The sequence below is a fragment of the Mucilaginibacter sp. 21P genome (assembly GCF_019331605.1).
Classification (GTDB): domain Bacteria; phylum Bacteroidota; class Bacteroidia; order Sphingobacteriales; family Sphingobacteriaceae; genus Mucilaginibacter; species Mucilaginibacter achroorhodeus.
In genome coordinates this window covers 1,377,298-1,401,936 of sequence record NZ_CP063061.1, presented here as the reverse complement: position 1 = coordinate 1,401,936, position 24,639 = coordinate 1,377,298, and the positions used below count along the sequence as shown (strand labels likewise).

At 41.9% G+C, this 24,639-nt stretch carries 26 protein-coding genes; 18 read left to right on the top strand and 8 right to left on the bottom strand.

The genetic code is table 11. The features are described 5' to 3' along the window. Positions 1–57 precede the first annotated feature (57 nt). The 7 genes from INP83_RS06200 to INP83_RS06170 all read left to right on the top strand — a co-directional run bounded on the left by INP83_RS06200 (position 58) and on the right by INP83_RS06170 (position 8,987). Positions 58–1,377, top strand: a complete 1,320-nt coding sequence (locus tag INP83_RS06200; RefSeq protein ID WP_219126722.1) for a flippase — start codon at positions 58–60, stop codon at positions 1,375–1,377. Then, positions 1,374–2,027, top strand: a complete 654-nt coding sequence (locus tag INP83_RS06195; RefSeq protein ID WP_219126721.1) for an FkbM family methyltransferase — start codon at positions 1,374–1,376, stop codon at positions 2,025–2,027. Before INP83_RS06200 ends, INP83_RS06195 begins: the two co-directional genes overlap by 4 nt. A gap of 101 nt (positions 2,028–2,128) precedes the next feature. Continuing rightward, positions 2,129–5,602 carry a gliding motility-associated C-terminal domain-containing protein gene (locus tag INP83_RS06190; RefSeq protein WP_219126720.1) on the top strand — a complete coding sequence of 1,158 codons (3,474 nt, stop codon included), beginning with the start codon at positions 2,129–2,131 and terminating at the stop codon, positions 5,600–5,602. Positions 5,603–5,611: 9 nt separating this feature from the next. Beyond that, complete coding sequence (locus INP83_RS06185; protein ID WP_219126719.1) at positions 5,612–6,382, top strand: class I SAM-dependent methyltransferase; 771 nt, start codon at positions 5,612–5,614, stop codon at positions 6,380–6,382. 37 nt (positions 6,383–6,419) lie between these two features. Beyond that, entirely contained in the window at positions 6,420–7,337 is a 918-nt protein-coding gene (locus tag INP83_RS06180) for a glycosyltransferase (RefSeq protein WP_219126718.1), read from the top strand. A 243-nt stretch (positions 7,338–7,580) separates the two neighbouring features. Next, positions 7,581–7,823: a hypothetical protein gene (locus INP83_RS06175; RefSeq protein ID WP_219126717.1), complete on the top strand. Its 243-nt coding sequence runs from the start codon at positions 7,581–7,583 to the stop codon at positions 7,821–7,823. A 69-nt stretch (positions 7,824–7,892) separates the two neighbouring features. Further along, complete coding sequence (locus INP83_RS06170) at positions 7,893–8,987, top strand: AI-2E family transporter (protein ID WP_219126716.1); 1,095 nt, start codon at positions 7,893–7,895, stop codon at positions 8,985–8,987. Between the two features lie 3 nt (positions 8,988–8,990). On the opposite strand, the gene INP83_RS06165 is transcribed toward INP83_RS06170, so the two are convergent. Genes INP83_RS06165 through INP83_RS06150 form a run of 4 tightly spaced genes read right to left on the bottom strand, consistent with a single transcriptional unit; the run spans position 8,991 to position 11,237 of the window. After that, positions 8,991–9,941 carry a hypothetical protein gene (locus INP83_RS06165; protein WP_219126715.1) on the bottom strand — a complete coding sequence of 317 codons (951 nt, stop codon included), beginning with the start codon at positions 9,939–9,941 and terminating at the stop codon, positions 8,991–8,993. 27 nt (positions 9,942–9,968) lie between these two features. Then, complete coding sequence (gene recO, locus INP83_RS06160; RefSeq protein WP_219126714.1) at positions 9,969–10,685, bottom strand: DNA repair protein RecO; 717 nt, start codon at positions 10,683–10,685, stop codon at positions 9,969–9,971. Then, on the bottom strand, positions 10,675–11,040 hold the full coding sequence (locus INP83_RS06155; protein WP_146269026.1) for a diacylglycerol kinase family protein: 366 nt from the start codon (positions 11,038–11,040) through the stop codon (positions 10,675–10,677). The genes recO and INP83_RS06155 overlap by 11 nt, the downstream gene beginning before the upstream one ends. Then, positions 11,037–11,237 (bottom strand): hypothetical protein, encoded by a 201-nt coding sequence (locus INP83_RS06150; RefSeq protein ID WP_146269027.1) that lies wholly within the window; start codon positions 11,235–11,237, stop codon positions 11,037–11,039. The genes INP83_RS06155 and INP83_RS06150 overlap by 4 nt, the downstream gene beginning before the upstream one ends. A 45-nt stretch (positions 11,238–11,282) precedes the next feature. Between INP83_RS06150 and INP83_RS06145 the strand changes: the two genes are divergently transcribed. After that, positions 11,283–12,059 carry an SDR family oxidoreductase gene (locus tag INP83_RS06145; protein ID WP_219126713.1) on the top strand — a complete coding sequence of 259 codons (777 nt, stop codon included), beginning with the start codon at positions 11,283–11,285 and terminating at the stop codon, positions 12,057–12,059. Here INP83_RS06145 and INP83_RS06140 read toward each other — a convergent pair. Further along, positions 12,056–12,241, bottom strand: a complete 186-nt coding sequence (locus INP83_RS06140; RefSeq protein ID WP_219126712.1) for a hypothetical protein — start codon at positions 12,239–12,241, stop codon at positions 12,056–12,058. The two genes, INP83_RS06145 and INP83_RS06140, sit on opposite strands and share 4 nt — an antisense overlap. Before the next feature lie 111 nt (positions 12,242–12,352). On the opposite strand from INP83_RS06140, the gene INP83_RS06135 reads away from it, so the two are divergent. Continuing rightward, positions 12,353–12,967 carry an HAD family phosphatase gene (locus INP83_RS06135; protein ID WP_219126711.1) on the top strand — a complete coding sequence of 205 codons (615 nt, stop codon included), beginning with the start codon at positions 12,353–12,355 and terminating at the stop codon, positions 12,965–12,967. Between the two features lies 1 nt (position 12,968). Here the strand turns inward: INP83_RS06135 and INP83_RS06130 are convergent, their stop codons facing one another. The 3 genes from INP83_RS06130 to INP83_RS06120 form a co-directional block, all read right to left on the bottom strand. Next, positions 12,969–13,436: an SRPBCC family protein gene (locus INP83_RS06130; RefSeq protein ID WP_146269031.1), complete on the bottom strand. Its 468-nt coding sequence runs from the start codon at positions 13,434–13,436 to the stop codon at positions 12,969–12,971. A gap of 71 nt (positions 13,437–13,507) precedes the next feature. Further along, positions 13,508–14,353: a sulfurtransferase gene (locus INP83_RS06125; RefSeq protein WP_219126710.1), complete on the bottom strand. Its 846-nt coding sequence runs from the start codon at positions 14,351–14,353 to the stop codon at positions 13,508–13,510. A 155-nt stretch (positions 14,354–14,508) separates the two neighbouring features. Then, a complete protein-coding gene (locus INP83_RS06120) occupies positions 14,509–14,982 on the bottom strand; it encodes a ribonuclease H-like YkuK family protein (protein ID WP_146269034.1) in 474 nt (157 codons plus the stop codon). 499 nt (positions 14,983–15,481) lie between these two features. On the opposite strand from INP83_RS06120, the gene INP83_RS06115 reads away from it, so the two are divergent. The 9 genes from INP83_RS06115 (at position 15,482) to INP83_RS06075 (ending at position 24,584) form a co-directional block, all read left to right on the top strand. Next, on the top strand, positions 15,482–16,336 hold the full coding sequence (locus INP83_RS06115) for a UDP-2,3-diacylglucosamine diphosphatase (RefSeq protein WP_219126709.1): 855 nt from the start codon (positions 15,482–15,484) through the stop codon (positions 16,334–16,336). Between the two features lie 41 nt (positions 16,337–16,377). After that, complete coding sequence (locus tag INP83_RS06110) at positions 16,378–17,370, top strand: glycosyltransferase family protein (RefSeq protein WP_219126708.1); 993 nt, start codon at positions 16,378–16,380, stop codon at positions 17,368–17,370. A 368-nt stretch (positions 17,371–17,738) separates the two neighbouring features. Further along, on the top strand, positions 17,739–17,930 hold the full coding sequence (locus tag INP83_RS06105; protein WP_219126707.1) for a hypothetical protein: 192 nt from the start codon (positions 17,739–17,741) through the stop codon (positions 17,928–17,930). 83 nt (positions 17,931–18,013) lie between these two features. After that, positions 18,014–19,000, top strand: coding sequence for a DUF6427 family protein (locus INP83_RS06100; protein WP_219126706.1), 987 nt, complete (start codon positions 18,014–18,016; stop codon positions 18,998–19,000). A 45-nt stretch (positions 19,001–19,045) separates the two neighbouring features. Continuing rightward, on the top strand, positions 19,046–19,738 hold the full coding sequence (gene purQ / locus INP83_RS06095; RefSeq protein ID WP_146269038.1) for a phosphoribosylformylglycinamidine synthase subunit PurQ: 693 nt from the start codon (positions 19,046–19,048) through the stop codon (positions 19,736–19,738). Beyond that, positions 19,738–20,481 (top strand): type III pantothenate kinase, encoded by a 744-nt coding sequence (locus INP83_RS06090; protein ID WP_219126705.1) that lies wholly within the window; start codon positions 19,738–19,740, stop codon positions 20,479–20,481. Before purQ ends, INP83_RS06090 begins: the two co-directional genes overlap by 1 nt. Continuing rightward, positions 20,474–21,796: a hypothetical protein gene (locus INP83_RS06085; protein WP_219126704.1), complete on the top strand. Its 1,323-nt coding sequence runs from the start codon at positions 20,474–20,476 to the stop codon at positions 21,794–21,796. The genes INP83_RS06090 and INP83_RS06085 overlap by 8 nt, the downstream gene beginning before the upstream one ends. Positions 21,797–21,805: 9 nt before the next feature. Further along, the gene (lptC, locus tag INP83_RS06080) at positions 21,806–22,381 is read left to right on the top strand and encodes an LPS export ABC transporter periplasmic protein LptC (protein WP_219126703.1); all 576 of its coding nucleotides are present in this window, start codon (positions 21,806–21,808) and stop codon (positions 22,379–22,381) included. Positions 22,382–22,478: 97 nt separating this feature from the next. After that, on the top strand, positions 22,479–24,584 hold the full coding sequence (locus INP83_RS06075; protein ID WP_219126702.1) for a peptidylprolyl isomerase: 2,106 nt from the start codon (positions 22,479–22,481) through the stop codon (positions 24,582–24,584). Positions 24,585–24,639: the final 55 nt, after the last annotated feature.

Genomic DNA, 24,639 nt, shown 5'->3' with positions numbered 1-24,639 from the left:
ATCTCTAATCTCCGTTTAACTAATCTCTAAAATCTAACAACTATCTTTACACCCTGAATGCGCATACCTAATATTCCCGGATTTGATAAAGCTGCTGTAGAAAAGTATTTTAAAAATACCGGTATGGCCTTTATTGGTAGGGTTGGGAGTTTGATTATCACAATGCTTGTTAACATCCAAATAGCAAACTATTTGCATCTGGAGCTTAATGGTATTTTAAACGGCGCAATTACCTACGTTTATTTTTTTCAAGCTATTACATCTTTAGGTCTTGATCAGTATGTTGTCAAGGAACTTCACCAGCATCCTGATAACCGTGATCGGATTTTAGGGACAGCTTTTTCATTAAAGTTTATAGCGGGTTTAACTGCTATACCGCTTATCTTTTTGGCTTATCAGATTTATCCGGCTAAAAGCACACCTTACCTATTTGTTTTCATCCTGTCTTTCACCGGTGTGATACAATCAGCAAATATTATTGATCCATATTTTCAGTCGGAAGTAAAATCAAAATATATTATGCAGGTGCAAGTAATATCATATTTGATATCTGCAGCCATCAAACTAACTCTGATTTATTTTTATCATGCACCTGTTTTGTGGTTCGTTTACGCGTTTTTATTTGATTGGATAATGCTTTCTGCAGGATATTTAATTACTTACCAACGTGACGGCCGTACAATAAGTAGGTGGTCTTTCAAAGGAACACTTGCAAAAAAGCTACTTAAGTTTTCCTGGCCGCTTATCATATCAGGCGTAATGGTATCCATCTACATGCGTATAGATCAAATAATGCTGCAAAATATCCGTAACGCCGCCGAAGCAGGAGCTTATGCCACAGTTGTGAGATTCAGTGAGGCCTGGTATTTTATTCCTTCTGTGATTGTGAGCACGCTATTTCCTGCAATACTGAATGCCAAAAGGGATGATGTTAATCGTTATCGCAAAAGGTTGCAAAATCTTTATGATCTAATGGTCTACATCAGTTTGCCGGCGGCTGTTATCATTAGTTTTGCATCTCCGGTGATCTATAAATTATTTAAACCCGAATATGCCTACGCGGCACCTGTACTTGCTGTGCACATTTGGTCTGGGTTATTTGTGTTTTTGGGTGTGGCCAACGGTCAGCAATTAATTGCCGAAGACTTTGCAAAACTTAGTTTTATCAGAACCGGCTTTGGCGCGATAGTCAACATAGCGCTTAACTTATTACTTATCCCAACTATGGGTATGATGGGTACTGCAATTGCTACATTAATAGCTTATGCTTCATCAACTTTCTTCATCATTTTTATTCCAAAAGTTCACAAGCAGGGTTTAATGATGTTTAAATCATTATTTTTGATTTCACTGTTCCAAAAAATCGCAAAACGTTGAGTACGATTTCATCTCTTATAAAAGTTCTTACAAACCCGTCGCATTTACGTGCGCTATTATCATTCGATAAAAAAGGGTATTTAAATGATATAGGCTGGTTCAAGGCTTTTGACAGCAGATCGCCGGTTGATGCTGAAGGCAATCCTATCCCCTGGGTAACTTACTCTTTTATCGATTTTATAAAAGACCGGCTTAATAAACAGCATACCGTATTTGAATTTGGCTCTGGCAATTCAACTTATTTTTATGCTAAATATACAGGTGCTGTGGTATCTGTTGAACACGATAAAGAATGGTTTGATAAAATTGAGCAATCTGGAAAAAAACCAGTAAATGCTGAACTGATCTATTGTGAATTAGTACGTAATGGTGACTATTGCCGTATGCCTGTTAAGCTTGATAAGAAGTTTGATATTATTATTGTTGACGGGCGCGACCGTGTAAATTGCTGCAAGCAGGGCTTGCCAGCCTTATCTGTTAATGGTGTAATGGTGTTGGATGATTCTGAAAGAGCCGATTACAAAGACGGTGTCGATTTCTTAATTGAGCAGGGATTTAAACATTTAGTATTTAGTGGCATTTCCCCGGGCTTATTTTATAGAAAATCAACATCTATATTTTACAAAACGGATAACTGCCTTGCAATATGAGTTGACCTTATAATTTTACACCCTATTAATCACCTAAACCTTTGTTATCCTTAGCGGCGAACTCGTTAACCTTGTATTTACGCCATCTTTTAAAAATTGGCGTGATTACCTTTTTAGCAATTATATTTTTTGTCGCCCCTGCGTTTGCAGGTAAAGTACGGATGGTCTTTAGCCATGGTTTAAATGATTCTACGGGCAACATTTTAAGACAATTAAAACCTTTTGCAAATTGTTATGATGTAAATTGGGCAACCTGGCCTGCACAAAATAATGTTACCAGCTTAACAGGCAGCGTAATTGATGCCGACGGCACCCCCATAGACATCAACATGGTTGCCAATTATACATTTGGAACCACACCATCTATTTACTCTTTTAATAGCAGGCTTAGCGGTTATCCATCCACCATTCCAAATTCGACTGTCCCAAAAACAGAATGGGCTGCAGGGCCTGGTGGCACAACCACCATGTGTTTCTCCAGAAAGGTGACTAATCCTGTGTTACTATTAGCCTCATTAGGGAGTTCGTTACCTCAAAGTGCGTCGCTTACTTTTTCAACGCCTTACGTGGTTTTGTATGATGGTGGCGGCATGGTTTACGATAGTAATACAAAAATTACTGGAACGGAAGGTTATGCCATAATTATGTTCCCCGGCGATTTTACCTGCGTCACCATTGATTCTAACACACCAGAATATTATACCAATTTAACCTGGGGCATAAGGCCGCAGCCGTTTAATATCAATATAGCAGAAGGTGCAGCAACCTGCGGAAGCACCAAACTAACAGCAAGTGGAGGCGTATCTTACGAATGGAGTGGTGGTGACACACCTAACCAGCCTACGAACACTTTCCATACAAGTGGCACCTATACAGTTACTGTAACCAATGCATCGGGCTGCGTAACGTCGGCATCAAAAGCGGTTACTGTTTACGATGGAGTATCGCTAATTACAGGTTTTACCTTACCACAACAAATTGCCCCCCCTGTTATCAATAATACTGATAAAACAGTAGAAATTACGGTTGCCGACGGTACCGACCTAACGGCGTTAACACCTCAGATAACAACTACACCTGTAACCAATACAGTGCCTGCGGCAAATACAACAAGAGATTTTACCGGTCGGGTTTATTACAAATTGGTTAACCCCTGTTCTGATGTTACTTATGCGGTTGATGTAAAAGTTCAAAATATTGTTACGCCTATAAACGTATGCCCTGGCAACACGGTAACTATGGCGGGCGCCAACGTAACTTTACCGGTAACAAGCTATGCCTGGCAAATACAACAAGGCACCGTTTGGGAGCCTGCCTCCGGTATTACAAACAGTGCTGATTACAACACCAACAGCTCATCAAATTTAAGCGGGGTTGATGTGATAAGAAATTACCGAAGAGCAGTTACTAAATCGGGCTTTACTACTTATGATTCTTATTATAAAGTGGTCATCAGCCCCACAACCGCACAAAATGAGATCTCAGTTGATCAACCTGTTGCATGTGGCAATACCGCCAGAACTTTTTTCTTTCTCGGTAACGTGCCTTCAGGTTATTTCGGATATTCTGCGTACCAATGGCAAACCAGTACAGATGGCATAACCTGGCATAACGAGGCCAACGCTTTTCTCCAAAACTGGACAATAAGCTTAACCCTTACCAAAAAATTAATGATAAGGCGAATAACCAAAACGGGCAACTGCGAAGCTTACAGTAATGTTATCACCCTTGATTATATACCCGGCCCTACGCCAGCCACCGTTGGGCCTCCGGTTACTTTATGCAACGTAAGTACTTATACCTTAACCGGTAATACGCCGGGCTTAGGCGAAACTGGCACATGGTCTGTTACTTCAACTACAGGTTATAACCCTTTCAACGCGTCAAACATACATGACCCTAACGCAGTGATCACCGGAATGCCACTAAACGCTGAATTTGATTTTACCTGGACTATCAGTAAATCCACTTGCGACCAAACCAGCAGTGCTTCGGTACTTATCACTAATGGCATCAGCAGTAAAATAACCGGCTTTGCGGTGACAGGGCAAAATGGGCCGGCAGTAATTGATCAAACAAACCATACTATAACCATATCCGTATCGCCGCAAACAAACCTTACAGGTTTATCACCCAATATCATTATCAACAGCGGCACTCTTAGCCCCGCATCAGGGGTAGCACGTAATTTCACGTCGCCTGTAACTTACTCGCTTAGTAATGCTTGTTCTATAATCTATTACAATGTTGTTATCACCCAATCGGTACCTGAAGAGTTAAATGTTTGCAATGATGCTTTTAATATTTTATTAGTGGGCAACGAGACAAGTGGAGCAATTTATCAATGGGAGAAATATACTAACGGAACCTGGCAATCAGTTGGTAGCCAAGGGGCAAATAGCGACTATATCGCGCCAATATCAAATACATTCCCGGCAATAGTTGTTGAGAATTACAGGCGAAAAACAACTGTTGGCGGCACTATAAATTACCAGCCATATATTAACCTTAATATCTATCCGCAAATAAATAACAACAGCATTAGCACTACCACCAATACAATATGCGCAACAGGTGATAAAGATGTTACTATAACAGGCAGTACACCCGCAGGTGGCAACGGTACTTTCACTTATCAATGGCGCGTAAGCACCGATAATAACAGCTGGCAAATTGTAAACGGTGCTACTGAAAAAGATTTCCAGTTTACTTTTATTAGCCCTGTTAGGCAATATTATTCCAGGGTGGCTATCTCCGGCGATTGCAGGGTAATCAGCAATTCCGTAAAGATAGATTATGTGGGTTATGTCACTCTTACTTCGGTAAGTATTGCACCGGTGTCATGCGGGCAAACAAAGGTTACGTTAATCGCTACGCCACCAAACAGTAACGAAACAGGTACATGGAGCTTAACCGGGCCAGCCGGATACAACCCGTTCAACAGCACAAACATGCACAACCCCGAGGTGACGTTAATCAACGTACCTGTCGATGTGGATATTAAATTTTCGTGGAGTATTGTACAAACCGTTTGCGGCGCATCATCACAAGGCAGTAACTCGGTACATATCAGCAGCAAGCCAATTGTTAGCGCCGGTAACGAGGTTGTGATCGAGATAGGCGAAAAAGCAACCCTCAATGGAAGTGTTAGCCCAAATACAACTTATGTATGGTCGCCTGCAGCGGGTTTAAGCAACACTACTACGCTAAACCCTGTTGCGGCCCCCTTAAACACTACCACATACACACTTACGGCAACAAATGCTGCCGGCTGCCCCGCATGGGCTACTGTAAAAGTTACCGTAAATAATGAGTTGAAGATACCTAACAGCATTACCCCAAATGGCGATGGCGTAAATGATACCTGGGTGATAAAAAATCTCGAGAATTACCCCAAAGCAAACGTGCAGATCTTTACACGGGCTGGCATACTGGTATATTCAGCAAGGGGGGCTTCAAAAAATTGGGACGCTACCTACAATGGTAAAAAACTGCCTGCAGCTGTTTATTATTACGTGATAAGTATGGAGGATAATAAAGCAAAAAAATCGGGCTGGATAACAGTTATTTATTAATATTGCGATATGCAGGTATCCCAACTTAGCGGTAACGTAAAAACTGCTTATGACGAGTTCTACAAAAAGCATGATGAAGAATGGCGTATGCTTGGCGCTAAATATAAGGCGCAGCATATCATCGGAGTTAGCAGTGTCCACAAATTCATCAAAGTGCTTGAGGTTGGTGCCGGTGATGGCAGCATCTTGAAATACTTATCAGATGCCGGTTTTGCGGCCGAATATCACGCAGTAGAAATATCTGAGAGCGGCGTTGCCCACATTGCCAACAGGCAGATCGAAAACCTGGCATCGGTACAGATCTTTGATGGGTACAAACTACCTTTTGAAGATGACTCTTTCGACCTCATCATTCTATCGCATGTTTTGGAGCATGTAGAACACGAACGTTTGTTGCTTAGGGAGATCAAAAGGGTAGCGAAAAACTTTGTTATAGAAGTACCTATTGATTATAAAACCAATGTCGATAAACGCATTAAACATTTTTTGGCCTACGGACATATCAATGTTTATACTCCCACTTCATTACGGTACCTGCTGCAAACAGAAGGCTTTGAAATTAAAGCAGACCTTACATCCATCATAGCCCCTGAGGTTACCCGCTTTAATACTTTCATCAACCAGAAAAAAGCTAAGAACTTTTTGAAAAGTTTTAAGATAGGTGCAGAATTTGCCGTGAAAAACACGCTAATAAAATTAAGTTCGGCCTACAAAGAAAAATTTGCCAATGCCTATACGGTATTATGCAGCAAAACCGATAAGCAGGCTGAGATATTCTAAGTCGATATCATTAATCATTAACTCAATAATTCACTAATTGACATCTCCTGCTCCCATAGCGCTTTTTGTTTATAACCGGCCCGATCATACCAGCGAAACGCTTGCTCATTTGAGAAAAAACGAGCTTGCTTCAGAGAGCGAGTTGTTTATTTATTCGGATGGTGCCAAAACTGCTAAGGATGAACCAGGCGTGTTAGAAGTCCGTAGGATTGCCCGGGAGGTTACAGGCTTTAAAACTATAAAACTTATTGAACGAGAAAGTAACCTGGGGTTGGCAAAGTCTATCATCAGCGGGGTTACTGATCTGGTAAATACCCACGGGCGGGTAATTGTGTTTGAAGACGATCTGGTATCATCGCCATACACTTTAAAGTATTTCAACGATGCCTTGGAACGTTACCAAAACGATGACAAGGTAATGCACATTAGCTCTTATATTTTTCCGCTGGAGAATAGTGAATTGCCGGAGACTTTCTTTTTCCGCGCCGCGTTTAGTTGGGGCTGGGCTACCTGGGATAGCGCCTGGAAAAACTTTGAACCGGATATTGATAAACTCATCCCAAAATTTGATGAGCAAAAGATCAATCAATTCTCCATTGAAGGCACCATGAACTTCTGGAAACAGATGCTTGATTTTAAGGCCGGCAAAAATAATTCCTGGGCTATACGCTGGTACGCATCTGTTTTCTTAAATGGCGGACTTACCCTGAACCCTTCCCGGTCGCTGGTGCATAACATTGGCCACGATGGCAGCGGTACTCACTCCAACATAGAAAATATGTACAGCACACATGTAGCTCAACAACCTGTTTCATATTTCCCGGATCTGATAAAGGAAAATGAAAAGGCATATGATGCAATAAAATACTTCTTAAGTAACAGGAAAGGTTCAATATTACAACGCTTAATACGCAGAGCTAAACAACTGAAAGTTAAATACTTTTCTCGCGGGTAGGTTTATCAACAAGTAAATGGTGTTTTTCTTGATTGTTAGCAAATATTATTCATAAAAATTAGTCTACTTAGTATATAGATATTATATTTGACTTAATTGTTATCTATCTACTCCAACCAATTGTTCTTTATGATAAATAATGAGGTCAGTAAAAACACGAAAAGAGAAAACCATAAGTTTTCTCTTTTTTGTTTCTGAAACATTGGTGTACTTTTTGGTGTTATTCCTATAAATGCTAAACCAATGAAGGAAGATAAAGATACCGCACCGGCAGAACGTGACGGCAAATACGAGTTTGAAATTCACTATTCTGGCCGCGAAGTAAACTGCAAAGTTGAAAAGGAACAAAATAAACTAACCGTACAAATAGACAACAACATCAATGCTGAACTTACCATTCAGGAAGATGGTTGCCTGGTACAAACAGGGGGTAACGAACTTGCCGACTCGGCGATAGATTACATCAAGAAACGTATTTTAGGATAATATTGCTTATCCAATTAAAGAGCACAAATTCTTTTGTGCTCTTTATATTTTCACTCAGTCCTACCGCCTATGACCGTTCAATACCTCAACCAAACTCTTCGCATATTACTGCTTTTTATTCTCACTTTTGTTGTGCTTTACTTTGGCTCGGTTGTATTGGTGCCGCTTACCTTCGGTTTGGTTTTAGCCCTGCTGTTACTGCCGGTTTGCAACTGGCTCCAGAAAAAAGGTTTGGGTAATGGCTTATCTTCTGCTTTAAGTATAGTATCGTTAATTGCTTTAGTAGCAGGGATCGTTACGTTATTGCAATATCAACTCACAGATCTGTTAGACGACCTTTCAAAAATTGAACAACGGATAAATGAGCTTATAGATTCTACTAAAGATTATATACAACAGCATTTTGGTATCTCGCATAAAGAGCAGCAAAAGATAATCAAAGAACAACAAGCAGGTGGCATGGGGCAGGCTGCCGGAATGATCACTACCCTGTTGGGTTCATTTGCAGGTATCCTGGTTGATACCGTGTTGGTGTTGGTTTATACCTTCTTATTCATTTTTTACCGTGCGCATTTTAAAAAATTTGTATTAAGGTTGTTCAAAACTGAAGATAAGCCAACTACAGAAAGGGTATTGGATAACGCCGGCAAAGTGATACAAAGTTACCTGGGTGGTTTGGCCTTAATGATCGTGATGCTATGGATCATGTACGGCATAGGTTTCAGCATTGTCGGTGTTAAGAATGCATTATTCTTTGCCATACTTTGCGGTGTGCTGGAGCTGGTACCTTTTGCTGGTAATATCACAGGCACCTCTATTACGGTATTGATGTCTTTAGCGCAAAGCAGCGATACCAAAATCGTTTTTGGTGTACTGATAGTTTATGGCTGTGTACAGCTATTGCAAACTTATGTGCTTGAACCGCTGATAGTGGGCGACAGGCTCAACATCAACCCGTTGTTCACTATCCTCATCATTGTTGTTGGCGAGGCTGTATGGGGTATACCCGGCATGATACTGGCCGTACCAATGTTAGGCATCTTTAAAATCATCTGCGATAATTTTGAACCTCTGCATGATTATGGTTTCCTGATAGGGCCGCCAAAGGAAAAGAAGGGTGAAGAAGGAAATTTCCTTACCAGGTTGTTCAAGTCAAAAAAATAAACCCTATTTGGCGGCTTTAATGCCCTTAACATTTACCGATATGGTGCTGGCCTGCTTCATCCCGAGTGTTTCACCGGGAATAGTTGTCATAAACATTTTAAGGTAAGTATTCATGATTGCCGTTGACACCTTAATGTAATTAGCCTGTGCATCGTCATCGCCCAAAAAAGGAACGAGCGGTTTGTTATAATGCCAAACTCCTGCTGAGTCAACAGTAGCCTCAAATGAATAATCAAAATCCTGATAGGCCTTATGGATCACTATATCGTAAGTTGGGGTAAGGTAATCGTCATCGGTAGCGTATTTATTATCCAAAAGGCTTGGCTTGGTTTTGCGCTTGGTAACCTGCAGGTTGGGGTTTTTGCTGATTAGTTGTACCGGATTGGCTGCAGCGAAAGCTTTTTTAATGTCAGCATTTGCCTTATTAACCAGTCCACGAACAAACAAAGTATCTTTCTTGCTGGCGGCTTGTAATTGTTTCAGATCCTTTCCGGTCCTTTTTATATATGGCTCCGAATATAGTTTCATCACCACGCGCGATTTATGGATGTCTATCGAATCGCCCTGCGCCTCTAACAAATCAAACACCAGGCTATCCTTACTTATTTTTTTCATTTTAAGGAAGGCATGCGCGATGTTAAAAACAGAATCGGTACCCAGCGCCAGCGGAAAGTTGAAAAACGCATCTTTCTGCGGACTATACAATGCTGCCGAATCATCTGATACGAAGCGTAAGCGCCAGTCTGGTGTCAGGTGGTAACCGTATTCGTTATAGGATAAGCCGTTACTTTTCTGCCTGCGCGATACCTCTATGAAGGTAATGCCCTCCACGCTTTTAAAAGAAGTTATGGGTTTTTCACCGTGTCCCGGCCCTTGCGAGCGGTATTTACAAGCGGTTATGGTTGATATAGATGCGATTAAAAGTATAAGAGCGTTTTTATACGTGACAGACATGCTGCTAAATTATATAATTATATGTATCTAACCCAGAACCTCTTCCAAAACCTCGTGCGAGCGGATGTTACCAAACCCCTCTATGTGCATGGCATAGTATTCCAGCAGTTTATTGATAAGATAACGGCGTTCGTCGTTACTTAGTTTTACGCTATCGATGGTTGTAAAAGTGCTTTGCAGCAAGTGGTAGAAATTTTTGGTGTGCGGCGGTGATAAGTAATTAAGCGTATCAGGCTTATAATTTACAAAAACACCATCCTTCATATCAAAAAAATCGGCGGGTTTACCGTGAGGGTAAAAGCCCAGGTAGCGTGTTAATTGAATCAGAAAGAGCAAGTGAAAGTTGGCCAGTCCGGTGGTTTTATGGTCAAGCAGTTCTATGGCATTAAATACAAAATCAAACAGGTTTTCGTCTGCGCTTTGCTGTTTAATAGCTTTGTAAAGCACCTCGTTAAGGAACATGGCGATGCAGCTTTTGATAACATCATAAGGCACGCCTTGCAAAACGGGGACATTTTTTAACTCTGAGATACGCTGTACGTTGCCGTTGGCCTTGTGATAAACCACCATATCAACCAAATGGAGAGGCTGCAGCATGTTGCGGCTTATTTTAGCTTTTGGCTTTTTAGCGCCATTTACGATGTATGATTGCAGACCAAATTTTTCAGTGAAGATCTGTACAACAACGCTGCTTTCGCTGTAATCAGTAGTTTTAAAAACTATGCCTCTGGTTTTATACAGCATTGATAAGCGTGATGATCTTCGGGATAAAAATAATACAGCCGGTGATAAGTGAGAAAATTGCCACCAGCAAAACTGCCCCGGCGCTTACATCCTTAACGTGACCGGCAAGTTTATTATAGTTTGGTGATACAAGATTTGTAAGCGTTTCTATGGCGGTATTCAGCATTTCGGTAACCAGCATAAGCATGATGCAGAGTATTATCCATTGCCATTCGTTAGCGTTAATATGCAGCCACCAGCCCAAAGCGCTTGCCGCTAAAGCTGCAAAAACATGTATCCTGAAATTTTGTTGCGTAACAAAGGCATACTTAAACCCTTTGAACGCAAAACCAAAACTGCGGATGAGCTTTTTCATTTGGCGCGGCTCTTCTTTAAATTACCAAACAGCATCATTAAAAAGCTAATGCAGCCAGCCAGGCCAAAACCGGCGGTAGCACCCCGTAAAATGTTCATCATGTCGGTATTTTCTTTTGTAGCGAAGAAAACCACTATCCAATAACACACACACGCAACAGCCAACAAGATCACCGTACGCCTTAATTGATTCTTCATTTGTTGCAAATATATTTAATTTGCTCAGCAAAGCATTTCTACGCTATGGATTTACAACTAACCGATAAAGTGGCCATTGTACTGGCCGCCAGCAAGGGATTGGGCAAGGCTATTGCCAGTACGCTATCTGCCGAAGGCGCAAAAGTTATCATTGGCTCCCGCGACGCTGAAGAATTAAACAAAACGGCCCTGGACATACGCAACTTAACCGGCAACGAGGTAACGGCTATCCGGGTTGATGTTGCTGATGCCGAAGGTGTTAATGAGTTTGTAAAGCAAGCTGTTGCCGTTTACGGCCGCATAGATATACTATTAAATAATGCGGGTGGGCCACCGTTTGATAAGTTTGAAAACTTTGATGACGGGCAATGGCAAAAAGCTTTCGACCTTAATTTGCTAAGCATGGCACGTACATCGCGGCTGGTACTCCCATATATGAAACTTACCGGGAGCGGGCGCATCATCAATATCATCAGCGGGTCGGTGAAATCTGTATTGCCAAATTCGATATTATCAACCACGATGAGGATGGGCGTTGTTGGTATGGCGAAACTAATGGCAGACGAGCTTGGGCCTTATAATATCACGGTAAACAACGTAGCGCCGGGTTTTATACTTACCGATCGTATTAAACACACGTTACCTAAGGATGTTGATCCGGAAGAAGCTATAAAGGAGAAAACCAAAAACATTCCCCTGGGCCGTATCGGTAATCCCGAAGAACTGGCTGCATTGGTTACCTTCCTGGCATCAGAGCAAGCCGCCTACATCACCGGACAAACCATACAGATCGATGGCGGCGCAGGAAGAAGTATCTATTAAACCTCTTGCCTTTTGCGCTGCGTTAGAGCCTTTGGCGCTTTTAAAAGCAATACGCCGGTTACAAAACCAGCACCTACGCTGGTCCACCGTTCGGTATTATAGTTAGTTGTTTTGATGCTTATCAGGGTAAGCACCCCTGCCAACACCAGGCCGGTTATAAGCAGTATAATATTTGGCTTCATCGTAATTAATTATTGGTTACACAAGTTAGGCAGAAAAAGTTATTTTTCAATCTAATGGTAATATACTTTTGACATGGCACTGTTTTAAGTTTTGTTATACTTGCAACCGAAATGGAAGCTACTTCACTAAAGAAATATAAAGCCCTTACCAAACTTTCATCAGGAGATTTTGAGGCATTTTTATACGATTGCGATGGTACCCTTGCAGATAATATGGGTGCGCATAAACAGAGTTACATTCGTGTTGCTGCCGATGAAGGCGTAGTTATAGAAGGAGATATTATTGATGAGTTTGCCGGCCTTCCTACCCAAAATGTGATAGGCGAAATAAATAAGCGCTATAACACTAATTTTGATCCGGCAGATTTTGCCGGCCGCAAGCAAAAGATATTTTTTAACGAGTTTATTGAGCATACCCAGCCGATTGATTACGTGGTCAACCACCTTAAGAACCATGCCGGTAAGGTGCGTGTTGGAGTTGTAAGTGGCGGCAGCCGCAGATCTGTTGAGAAAACTTTAAGCGTTTTAGGAATATTAGATATGGTAGAGGTGCTAGTGTGCGCAGGCGAAACACCCAATGGCAAACCTTACCCTGATCCGTTTTTGGCCGCAGCCGAAAAATTGGGCGTAGACCCAAAAAGATGCCTTGTGTTTGAGGATGGCGAACCGGGCGTACAGGCTGCAATTGCCGCCGATATGCAGTGGGTGCGCATCGATAAAATCTGAATTACATCTTCCCGAACATATCTTCGATAGCCTTAGTGCGATATTTAAAAATATCTTTAACCTTTTTGCCTACAAAAACATTGTTGGCTATAGTGCCTACAACGCTGTATGGAATAGCATAATGCAAGATATCAGTCATCTCTACACCGCCCGGAATTTCCTTAAAGTGATGCTGATGGTGCCATAGGGCGTACGGGCCAAAACGCTGTTCATCTACAAAGTACTGCTTATCTGCTACGTGGGTAATTTCGGTCATCCAGCTCATTTTAATGCCCAGCAGCGGCGATATTTTGTATGTGATGATCATACCTGCATACATTTTGGTTTCGGCGGTATAATCTGATGTCACCACAAATTTCATGTCTTCCGGAGTAATCTTTTGAAGGTTAAGCGGCGAAGAAAAGAAATCCCAGGCTTCATCAATACTAATCGGGATGTTCTGTTTAAATTTTAACGCGTATGTTTTCACGTACTCATTAACAGGGCAAACCTAAGATTGTTGGCTATCACTTCTTTATTGCTTAATATTCTGATGATAACTTACAGTCCGTTGGCTTCAGTTGCAATTGGTAAATCCCGGCGGCTCCATTCGCTCCATGAGCCAACGTATAAACGCGGACCGACTATACCTGCGTGTTCCATACCAAGCAGCGTATGGCAGGCCGTAACTCCCGACCCACAATGCACTATCACATCGCCGGGTTTAATGTTGCCAATGGTGTTCTGGTACAAAGTTTTTAAGGCCTGCGCAGTAAGGTATTTTCCTTCGGGAGATAAGCTATTACTGTAAAACAAATTTACCGCGCCGGGTATGTGCCCGGCAACCAGGTCTAAAGGTTCAGTATGGCCAAGATACCGGGCACCTTCGCGCACATCTATAACAACACGGTTATCGTCTTTAGCGGCCTTTTTAACCTCTTCAATATCAACGGTGTTTTTATAACTATCGGCAACAGGGTAAAGGGTGGCTGCAGGCTGGGGCTTATAGTCATCAGTACTTAACTCAACACCCTCGTCTGTAGCTGCTTTTAAACCGCCGTTTATCACCTGCACGTTATCATGCCCTATCGAACGCAGCATCCACCACAGCCTTGCACCACCCATAGCGGCATTTTTATCATCATAAATAATAACGTGCTTATCGGGCGTAAGGCCCCAGCGCTGTAACGTTGCAGCAAAGTCGTGTAGGTTAGGCAGCGGATGGCGGCCGCCATATGCCGCATCTTCAGGATGATCGGCCAGATCATCATCAAGCGAAGCAAAAATTGCGTTTGGTAAATGCCCCTGCAAATAGCGTTCGTGAGCGTCAGCGCCGCCACGCACATCTATCAACACAACAGCAGGATCATATATTTTAGGGTCGGTAATTTCTATTAATGGGGACATGGTTTTTCAGAGATTAGTTAATTGGAGGTGAGAGATCAGGTCTCATTATCGGCGATCAAGCCCCTGCCTGCCTAATTAAAGGCAAGTTAGAAAAACCTCAGCAGAAATGAAACCGCAGCTAACTAATCTCTAATCACAGATTCCTGATCAACTCGTCACTGAACCATCTTATTTGCACAGCATGAGCTTGCGAAGGCTTCGGGTTTAGCTTTAAATACAAAACCCATGCTTAGTATATACCCCATAGCCTCATGCAAGGCCTGGTTGCTTTTAAACATTGGGTTGGTGTTAATATCGGCATGTACCTCAAGTTCCACATCGTAAAGGTCAAGCAGGTCGCAAAGTTTGTAGGCGATATCAATTGATTTTTGTACCTCGTGTAACATACGCTCCTTAATGCTCATTTTTTGCGATGTACGCTCCTGGTGGATGAACATAAAAGCACCACGCTGCTCGCGGATGAACACAATAACGGTAGCAAAATCAGTAATCGCTCCCTTTACCTGCGAATCTGTACCAATACAAACTTTAAGCTTGTTGCCGAGGGATGTTTCGCGCTCAATAGCTGCTTCTACTTCTTCAAGAATAGGTGTTTGGATCACCTCGCCGCTAAATTTTCTCCAGGTCATAAAAATTGGGTTTAGTTAATTTTTAATTCAATGACCAGTTACAAGTCCATAAAAATAAGCGATAACTTATTTTATAAACGTTATGAAGCGATGATTTATTTGTTAACATTTATTTGATTGCTAACATGTTAGCTGGCGCAAAAACACTTTACGCACTAATTACAGTTGACCTTTTCTACATCCTTAGCTCAGATTCTTGTTTTCACTTACAACTACAGGCTATTTTATTTTAGAGCGGGTTGTAACCTTTTACATTTAACACAGTCTTAACGTTATAATAATTTGATTACCCGACTTTTGTAAAAATAAGGAAAGATGAATTTTGAATTTGCTTACTTGTTTGTAATAGGATTACTGGTATTGCTGGGTGCATTCTATTTAAGCCCTTACGAACTAAAGGTTAATGAAGACGAGGAAGAAGAAAGATCTTTCTGAACGTTTGCATTGCCAGCCAATACCAATCAAAAATTATCAGGCCATGCCGGCCTCAATGTTTTAGATGGCAAAGCGCGAAGTTGATATTGTAATTATATCTGATGTACACCTGGGCACCTACGGCTGCCACGCAAAAGAACTCCTCAAATATTTAAAAAGTATTAAGCCAAAAATGCTTATCCTCAATGGGGATATCATTGATATTTGGCAATTCAGTAAGTCATACTGGCCAGAGGCACACATGAAGGTAGTGCGCCGTATCCTCAAATTTGTCACCGAGGGTGTCCCGGTCTATTATCTTACCGGCAACCATGATGAGATGCTGCGTAAATTCACTGATTTTAACCTGGGCACTTTTCAACTACTGGATAAGATCGTCTTAAATATCGATGGCCATAAAGCCTGGATATTCCATGGTGATGTTTTTGACGTTACCATGCAGCACTCAAAGTGGTTGGCTAAATTAGGTGCAATAGGTTATGATACGCTGATACTGATCAACAGCCTTACAAACTGGTTCTTAACTATAATGGGTAAACCCAAAATGAGCTTTTCGCAAAAGGTAAAAGCAAAGTTTAAAGATGCTGTTAAGTTCATCAATCAGTTTGAGCAAACCGCCGCGGACCTGGCTGTGGAAAAATCTTACAGCTATGTTATTTGCGGGCACATTCACCATGCCGAAATGCGCCAAATTAAAGCAACAAACGGCACAGGCGAGGTTACTTACTTAAATAGTGGCGACTGGGTTGAAAGCCTTACTGCTTTGGAGTACAACAACAAAAAGTGGGACATATTTAAATATCAGCCTGATGACTTTAAACAGGAGACTGAAGACGACGACACAACCGACGCGGAAGACCTTGATGCCAAATTAGACGTGCGCAGCCTTTTAGAAAGATTTAAGCAGGAAACGCATTAAGATTTACTAAAGCGATTATATTTGCTGCTCATCTCAACCTCATGAAAATATTGTTCGGTATACAGGGTACAGGCAACGGCCACATAAGCCGTGCCCGCGAGATTGTGCCTTTACTGCAACAATACGGCGAGGTTGACCTATTGGTTAGCGGAACCGAAGCGGAGGTGAGCCTGTCGCAGCCGCTTAAATATAAATTTCACGGCTTTAGCTTTGTTTTCGGCAAAAATGGCGGCGTTGATAATTGGGCCACCTTCAAGATCATGGATTTGAGGCAGCTTTGGAAAGATATGCACAGCTTGCCGCTTAACGATTACGACCTCATCATCAATGATTTTGAGCCCGTTAGTGCATGGGCTTGTCGCTTGCAAAAAGTACCGTCAGTATCATTAAGTCACCAATGCTCGTTTGTATCAGATAAAACGCCCCGGCCAAAAAAATGGAACTATGCCGAGTGGTTGTTCAAATACTATTCCCCTACCACCCACCATATCGGTTTTCACTTTGAGCGGTATGACCATTTTATCCATACCCCGGTTATACGTAGTGATATCCGCAAAATGGAAACATCAGATAAAGGTCACTATGCCGTTTACCTGCCTGCTTATAGCGATAAAACCCTGGTAAAATATCTGAGCCAAACCAGCGATGTTGAGTGGCAGATATTCAGCAAGCGCCAGAAAACCCAATATCGGGAGGGTAATGTTCAAATCTTCCCGGTGAATAACGAGGCGTTTAATGCCAGCCTGGCCAGCTGTACCGGCCTGCTTACAGGCGGCGGTTTTGAAGGGCCTGCAGAAGCACTTTACCTCGGTAAAAAAGTTTTGATGATCCCTATGAGAGGCCAGTACGAACAACAATGCAACGCACTATCCGCATCTAAGCTTGGCGTTGAGGTGATACACACCATCGGGCATGATTTCGTCCCGCGTATCAACAACTGGCTGGCCAATGACAATCGTATTGTTGTTGATTTCCCAGATGAAACGGCGCAGATCGTTGATGAGATGGTGAAGAAATATGCAAGGCAAAGGTAATCGAAAAATTGTCTGGCAGGTTAGCGGATCGGCATTCCTGTTGTTTGGTTTGTACTTTATTTAACTTGGTCTGCTTATTGCCGCAGAAGCTACTTCTTTTGTCTTGAAACAAAAGAAGCAAAAATTCAAGCCAGCAAAGAGGCTTCTTTGCGCACCAGGCCTTTGCCCGGCAAGCGGTCAGAACCACGGGCTGCAAAATCTTGCCGCTACTGCGTTCGCTCGTAGCCCCTACTTCTGGCAAGTATCGCTATGCCCCTGCCAACGCCCAAGGCCGCTATTGTTCTGCCCGCTTTCGCCCGAAGCTTTTTTGCTGACAAGGAGATAAAAAAGAATATAAATATCGTGACGAACCCAACGCAACCGAACCTATGCGGCCTTCGCAAAAGGCGGCAAGCACAGGCATTGCTTTAGCAGAAACTTTAAAGCATTTTGCGAAGGCCGCGAGTTTTCTTTTTGGTACTTTTTCTGTTGCGGAAAAAGAAAAACTACATCCACAAGCTTCGCATACACTGATACCTTTCCTAATGAAACACTGGGATAGATTTAGTTTTGCTCATTAAAGTCAGATAGGATCTGTTTTACACCTATACATTCCCTATACTCTAATATTTTCTGTTAATTTTACCGCGCTGCAGGTAACGCTATGATCAATATTTTTAAGTCCTTTAATCCACTTAATGTTCTTTGGCTGGCTATCCTGGTGTTTATTTTTCGTATCGGCTACATCGCTGAGGCCCCTGATAAACTGCAGTTTATTTCTGTTGAGCCTTTTGCAAGGCTGCTGCTACCCGTTGGTTATGAGTACGCATTTTCCCCTTTTGAAAACGTTTTCATTGCAGGCTTGCTGATATTAAGCCAAGCTGTACTGTTAAATTTCCTGGTTAATAAGTACAACTTACTTGGCAGATCAACTTTTTTGCCATCATTAATGTATGTTACGGTTACGGCATTGTTTCCGCAGTTTTTAATATTGAGTGCACCATTACTATGCAACTTCCTGCTCATATGGATGCTGTTTAAGCTATTCAGTTTTTATAAAGGAGAAGATGCAAAATCTACAGCTTATGATCTGGGAATGATCGTAGCGATTGGTACGGTTATCTATTTACCTTACGTATACCTGTTTTTGGCCATTTGGATAGGCCTTATCATTTTTAAACCATTTAACTGGCGCGAATGGATCTCAGGTGTACTTGGTTATGCTACCGTATTTTTCTTCTTCGCTGTATTTTATTATCTGAATAACCGCTTGGGCAGCTTTTACCAGATATGGGCGCCGCTTGGCACTAAATTTCCAAACAGCATCAACATAAAATATTTAAACTACCTGGTGCTGGTGCCGGTGATTGTTATCATAGGTCTGTTCTTCTTTTATTTCCAGAAAAATTACTACAAAAGCTACGTACAGGTGCGCAAATCTTTTCAGTTGTTACTGGTAATATTTGTAATTGGCGGGTTATCATTTTATGTAAAAAGCCGGTTCAGTTTAACGCATTTCATACTATGTGCAGTGCCTGCGTCTGTGTTTCTGGCATACTATTTTGTAAACGCCAGCCGGAAATGGTTTTATGAAAGCCTTTATTTACTGCTGCTTATCAGCATCATATATTTCCAGTTTAACACTTTTTAACTATTACATTCGTCCAAATTTCAGCGGTTATGTTAGCTTTGTAACATGAAATTTGGTGTAGTAATTTTCCCCGGATCAAACTGTGATGAAGATATCATTCACGTTCTGCAGAACGTAATGGGCCAGCAAGTGGTACGTTTATGGCACAAAGACCATGACCTGCAAGGTGCCGACTTCATTGTTTTACCGGGTGGTTTTTCTTTTGGCGATTACCTTCGTTCCGGCGCTATCGCACGTTTCTCCCCTATTATGCAAGAGGTTATCCAGTTTGCTGCAAAAGGTGGTAAAGTAATGGGCATTTGCAATGGTTTCCAGATATTGGCAGAGGCCGGCCTGGTACCGGGAGCATTGTTGCACAATAAGAACCGCAAGTTTATTTGCCGCAACATTTACATGAGGGCACAAACCCAAAATTCAATGGTTACACGCGGCATCGACCCGCAACGAGCACTCAAAATACCTTTAGCGCATGGCGAAGGAAATTATTTTGCTGACGCTGACGTGTTGAAAAGCATTAATGACAACGATCAGGTGTTGTTCCGCTATTGCGATGAGGCCGGAAACATTACCGACGAAAGCAACCCTAACGGTTCATTAGAGAACATTGCAGGTGTCACCAATAAAGAGCGTAACGTGTTCGGCTTTATGCCACACCCGGAGCGTGCTTCTGAAAGTTTGGTGGGCAACCAGGATGGCTTAGCTATATTTGAGTCGATTTTGTCATTGGCTAACGCTTAATGTTTAACCTGGCCGTTGATATTGGCAACACCTTCACAAAGATCGCTGTTTTTGAAAACGACGATCTGATAAAGGCTAAGCAATATGAACACGTTGATTTAAGTGACATTGACGCTATTATTGCCGGGCGCAGTTTTGCAAATGTTATCATTTCATCAGTAAAACAAACTAAAGATGCATGGCAAAGCATTTTGGCCGATAAGTTTAACATTACAAAGTTTAACAGCCAGATAACTGCCGGCATCAACAATCACTATAAAACACCTCAAACACTTGGTGCCGACAGGTGGGCCGCTGTAATTGGGGCGCATTATTTATATCCTTCGCATAACAACATCATCATAGGCGGCGGCACTTGCATCACTTACGATTTTGTTGATACAGCAGCAAATTATTTTGGCGGCAGTATATCACCAGGCTTAAATATGCGTTATAAAGCGGTTAACTATTATACAGCTGCTTTGCCCCTATTAACTGCGGATGAAAAATTTGATGCAACCTACGGCGAAGACACCGCCTCGGCCATACGGTCAGGCATACAAAATGGAATAAAATATGAGCTGCAAGGCTTCATATCTGAGTATATAAAACAAGGTGCCGGGTACAACATTATACTGCACGGGGGCGACAGTATTTTTTTTGATACTCTATTGAAAAATAGCATCTTTGCCCCCTATGTTAAAATTGAACCGTACCTGGTTCTTAAAGGATTAAACGCAGCGATAAACAAGCATAATGACTAAATATTTAAGGTTATTACCGGCACTATTTTTACTTAGCACAGCAACACTTAGCGTAAAGGCGCAAAGTACAGCCACTACCAGCTCTCCATATTCTCGTTATGGCCTGGGTGATATCAATCCTGCGTTATTACCGCAAAATCTTGCTATGGGTGGTATTGGTGTTGCAACAAACCGTATAAGCGGTTTCAACAACGTTAACATCATCAATCCGGCGTCTTACGCTTATGTAAACCTTACTACCATTGATATAGGTCTTTACGGCAGTTTTAACACGCTCGAAAAAAACGGCTCTCCATCACAAATCAATTCCAACTTTAGGCTGAGCCACGTTGCATTTGCTATACCGGTTACAGCAAATTCTGCTCTTAGCTTTGGCTTAATGCCTTATAGCGAGTTAGGTTACAGCTACAGGTCAGTCGCTTCAAATCTGGGTACAGGTAATGCAGTTGATACCAATGCTGTTAACTATATCTACAACGGCGATGGCGGCCTTACCCGTTTCCACGTTGGTTATGGTTTTAAAATAGGCAAGAATCTTTCAATTGGTGCAAATGCATCTTACATATTTGGTAATCTTAAAGAATCACAATCAACTGAGATACCAAATTTAGCGGGCGTTCATAATTCGCGCATCGAGGAAAGCAACAGTATTAAAGGCTGGAACTATGAGTACGGTTTGCAATACGCTTTCAACTTCTCGGCACGCAGGCACTTAACCTTTGGATACTCGGGCGCGGCCTCTACTAATCTTAACAGCCAGCGCAGTTATATTGTAAGCAGTTATTTCCGCAGTGCAAATGGTGACGAGGGAGTGGCAACTGATACTTCTGTTAACAATCAGCAAGCCGCTGCAAAGATCAGGTTACCTAACATCAACCGCTTTGGCGTTTCTTACCAATATGATGGCAAGTATTTGATCGGAGCTGATTACTCGATGAGCAATTGGTCAAAACTAACCATTGCCGGCGTGAACAGTGGTTTGCAGGATAGCCGTACGCTGAACGTTGGCGGCCAGATTACACCAAATTCAAACTCGTTAAATAATTATTTTGCATCGGTAGATTACCGTTTAGGCTTTATTTACGACCAAACGTACATGAAAATAAACGATACTGATATAAAACGCTATGCCGTTACCGCAGGCCTTGGGCTTCCTTTAAGGGCTAACAATAGCAGTTTTTATAAGATCAACGTGGGTGCTGAAGTTGGCAGACGCGGAACACTCGTTAACGGTTTGATCAGAGAAAACTATGTTAATATCCATCTATCGTTTACACTTAACGATAAGTGGTTCCAGAAATACAGGTTTGATTAATTTAGGGTAATGCCAGGCGGACTAAAAAACTGTTTGCTGTATACACCTGTTGTGATCATTGGCTTATTCATAAGCGCTTGTGAGAACGACCTGAACAAAGTGCGCGCAATTGCAGCTGCTGATGCCACAAAGCCCATACAGCGAACTACGGGTGTTGATATGATCCTGAACGATTCTTCTGTCCTAAAGGCACGCTTACTTACTCCGCTACTTTACGAATACGATACTAAGGACAGCACAGCACATAAGTTTATGCCTAAAGGTGTAAAGGTTTTGCTTTTCAATGGCACCACAAACCCGGAAGGTACGGTAACTGCTGATACCGGTTACTACTACGACGCCAAAGAAATGGCGAAATTTAAACACAACGTAGTTGCGATAAATGACGAGGGTACCAAATATCAATCGGAAGAATTGATCTGGGACCGTAAGACCAATAAAATATACTCCAACAAAAAGGTTTTGATGACTAAGCCTACTGGCGACCAAATGGAGGGTACAAGTTTTGAAAGCATTGGGCTTAAAAATCCGGTCTTCCAAAATGCCACCGCTGTTATCCACGTAAACGGCGAAGAAGCTCAATAAAAAGAGCAAATTATTACGCAAACTTTTGTATCATAAAAGTTTAGTAAAAATTGTATCTTGCGCCTCTTTTAAGAAAAAAATTATATAGAATAGTTGTATGGGTATCATGAGTTACCTGCGAGACAGGATGGGAAAAATTCTCGCATTTGTTATTGGATTGGCGCTTTTAGCCTTTATTGGAAGTGAAGTTGTACACAGCGGCAGTTCTTTTTTTAGAGGTGACGCAACCACTGTTGCCGAAGTAAATGGCGAAAAGATTGACTACAAAGATTTTAGCCAACGTATTGAAGCAAGTACAGATCAGTTTAGGCAGCAATATAATCAGCCGCTAACCCCACAGGTTACCGACTACATTCAAAATACAACCTGGAACCAATTACTTACCGGCATCCTTTTGAAAAAGGAGATCGATAAATTAGGTTTAGTTGTTGGTGAGGCCGAAACCGCATCAATGATAAGCGGCAACAATCCTGACCAGCAGATACAAAGCCAATTTACTGACGAAACCGGCAAATTCGACAAAGGTAAACTTAACCAGTTTCTTTCTTATATCAACTCAGGCAAAGTGCCTGCTGCCGAGTTTGAAAGATGGGGCAACTTTGTTAAAAACGTTATCGATTCTAAAAGACAACAAAAATACGTTGCACTGGTAAGCAATGGCCTGTATGTAAACTCGCTTGAGGCACAAGACGATTACACTGATAAGAACAAGCTGGCTAACTTCAAGTACACTGTACTTGATTATGCTTCCTTACCGGATAGCAAAATTAAGCTTACTGATGACGATTATAGCACTTACTACAATGAGCACAAAGGCCAGTTTAAAAACCCTGAAGAAACCCGCAGCTTTGAGTTCGTAAGCTTTAATGCAGCCCCATCTAAACAAGATAGTGCAGCTATCAAAGATCAGGTAGAGAAATTAGCTGCATCATTCAAATCAGCTCCTAACGATTCATTATTTGTACAGATCAATGCTGAAACAAAAACACCGTTAGTATATGCAAAGAAAGGCCAATTAGACCCAACGCTTGATTCTACGATGTTCAATGCAGCAAAAGGTACCGTTTACGGACCATACCTTGCCGGCGGCAAATATAAAATAGCCAAACTAATTGATACTAAAGTTGGACCGGACTCAGTTAAAGCGCGTCACATCTTACTAAATCCTGCAACTGAAGGCGGTATGGATAAAGCTGTTGCAAAGGCAGATTCGTTGAAAAAATTGATCCAGGGCGGAAAATCATTTGACGAACTGGCTAAGACTTACTCAATCGATAAAAACTCTGCTGTTAAAGGTGGCGACCTTGGCACATTTGGCCGTGGTGCCATGATCCCTGCTTTCGAGGATGCGGCTTTTGATGGCAAAGCCGGAGACCTTAAAGTTGTTAAATCTCAATTTGGTGTGCACCTTTTGCAAATAGAAAGCCAAAAAGGCTCATCTAAAGTAGTTAAAGTTGCTGTTATAGATAAGTCGCTTACGCCAAGCAGCGAAACTCAAAACGCAGCTTACGCAAAAGCGCAGCAATTTTTGGCTACAGTTAACTCAGATAACTTTACTGCGCAAGCTAAAAAAGCAGGATTAGCTGTTAAAACTTCTGACGATGTAACCGGTGTTGCGTCAAGTTTAGCAGGCCTTGATAACGCAAGACCGATAGTTAAATGGGCTTTTGGTGCAGATAAAGGCGCCATTGGTGACCAGGTGTTCGCCGTAGGCGATCAATATGTTGTTACCCGTTTAAGCAATATTAAGCCACAAGGTGTTTTACCTTTAGACGCTATTAAAAAACAAATTGAGCCGGCTGTATTGCTTGATGTTAAAGGCAAACAATTGGCAGAGAAATTCCAGTCTGCATTAAATGGATCAACCAGTATTGACCAGGTTGCTCAAAAAGCAGGCAGCAAAGTAACTCCTGTTCAAAATATCGTATTTGCTAACCCTGTGTTACCAGGTTCATCAGCAGAGTATCTGCTTGTAGGCTCTATCTTCGGTTCGCAGCCAAATAAATTATCAGCGCCAATTAAAGGCCAAAGCGGCGTGTATGTTTACACGGTAGAAAGCTTTGTAAACCCTGCGCCGCTAACTAACACTGTAAGAGAGAAACAACAGCTGAGCCAGGTATTGGCACAGCGCACCCCCGGTTCTTTACTTGATGCCTTAAAAGATAAGGCTAATGTAAAAGATAACAGAGCTAAGTTCTTGTAACATAAAATAAAGTAATTTTACATCCGGCAGCTGCGTTATAGCTCTGCCGGATTTT